1 pseudogene is annotated in these 1,374 nt (G+C 50.0%); it reads right to left on the reverse strand.

Annotated features, from left to right (window positions below):
- Window positions 1-138: 138 nt before the first annotated feature.
- A pseudogene (locus J8I34_RS34055) lies at window positions 139-534 on the reverse strand (transposase); the annotation flags it as partial.
- Between the last annotated feature and the right edge of the window lie 840 nt (window positions 535-1,374).

A 1,374-nucleotide genomic window follows, 5' to 3' on the forward strand; every position in this document is an offset into this window, starting at 1 on the left:
CAGGTCCTGGCCAACCCAACTGACCGGCTCCCTGTTCAATAACCCGCAGGGTGTTGCACTTCGCTCTTGAAATCGCCAGGTATACCACGTAAGGTTATTCAGCTTTCATGGCCAATATGCAGACGCTATTCATCACAGTCGCCCCAGGGCGGAATGGTGAAGTGCGCAATCACTACTTGAAGACGGAGTGTGCACAGCCGCTTCCTTCAATATCTCTGCTTCCTGTGTCTTTTTGCCCAAGAGCCTTTGCAACTCTCGAATCTCGTTCATCGCGGCGGCTAATTGAGATGCGGGAACCAAAGCCTCGCCGGTATTGAGAGGGGCCAGAGTACCATCTTGGTACTGCTTCCGCCATGCGGACACCTGATTGGGATTGACTTCATGGCGTCTGGCCACCTCTAAGACGGTTACACCTGGTTCCAGGGTTTCCTGCACAATAGCAAGCTTTTCATGCACGGACCGCCGCCGCCGCCGCTCTGGCTCGCTCAAGGCTTCGTTTCCTCCTTCAGAAGGGTTGGACTTCAAACTGGTCACAAAAGATCTCCTCTAATTTAAAAAAAGTACTAGGCATCATACGAGGCAGGAATGTCAGTGAAACACGCTGACATGAGCTAGCTCACCGTTCCATTAACTCATCATGGCAGCACTACCGCGGACTCTTTAGTTTCCAGCTAATTGTGTAAAGCATAAAAACGAAATATTAAAACCCATGCGTTACATGGTCCAAGAGACTGAAACAAGGAATGCCTCACGTCTTTGATCAACTTTCGCATGCTTCAGCATCTGATACATGAGAGGCGACTAGAATGAGGCGTCTTGTGGCTTGCAAAAACCCCTGAAGCAGCCTGGAGCCGATGACTTCGAAGAAGTGCCATCGATGAAAGCTTTGGCATTTTCTATTTGAGTTTGCGTTAGTAACATATGAAAGTATCATCTATGGCGGCGCCATGGAGGCTTTGGCCTCCGGCCGGATAAAGCTGCCGAGCTAGCGATGAGATTAGTGGCGCGAAGACAACATGCCCGTTGAGAATCCTGCGACGGTATTGCGCTGGACACCAGCTTCAAATCGTCGCACGGTATCCCTACCTTGCAAGAACGCGCCTCAGCAATTTTTCGAGCCCGCTTCGCACCAATGTTGGTGGAACCCGAGGTTGTAAGTCATTTGAACAAAGATCATCCGCCGCCGCCAGGAAGTCGGGATTGTAGAAGGCGTACCTCTGCACGTAAAATGAACTGTATTCAAATCGTTATGAATTTCGCTCATGAAGGTATGTGAAGAACCCTCCTGGCTACAATAGAGGGTTCTGTCGCAGTAACGGTACGGAAGTAGAATTTGCGGTCGTGAAACTTGAAGGCCAGAAAATGATTCAACCA

Source organism: Cupriavidus phytohabitans (genome assembly GCF_017815025.1).
In the GTDB taxonomy this organism is placed as follows: Bacteria; Pseudomonadota; Gammaproteobacteria; order Burkholderiales; family Burkholderiaceae; genus Cupriavidus.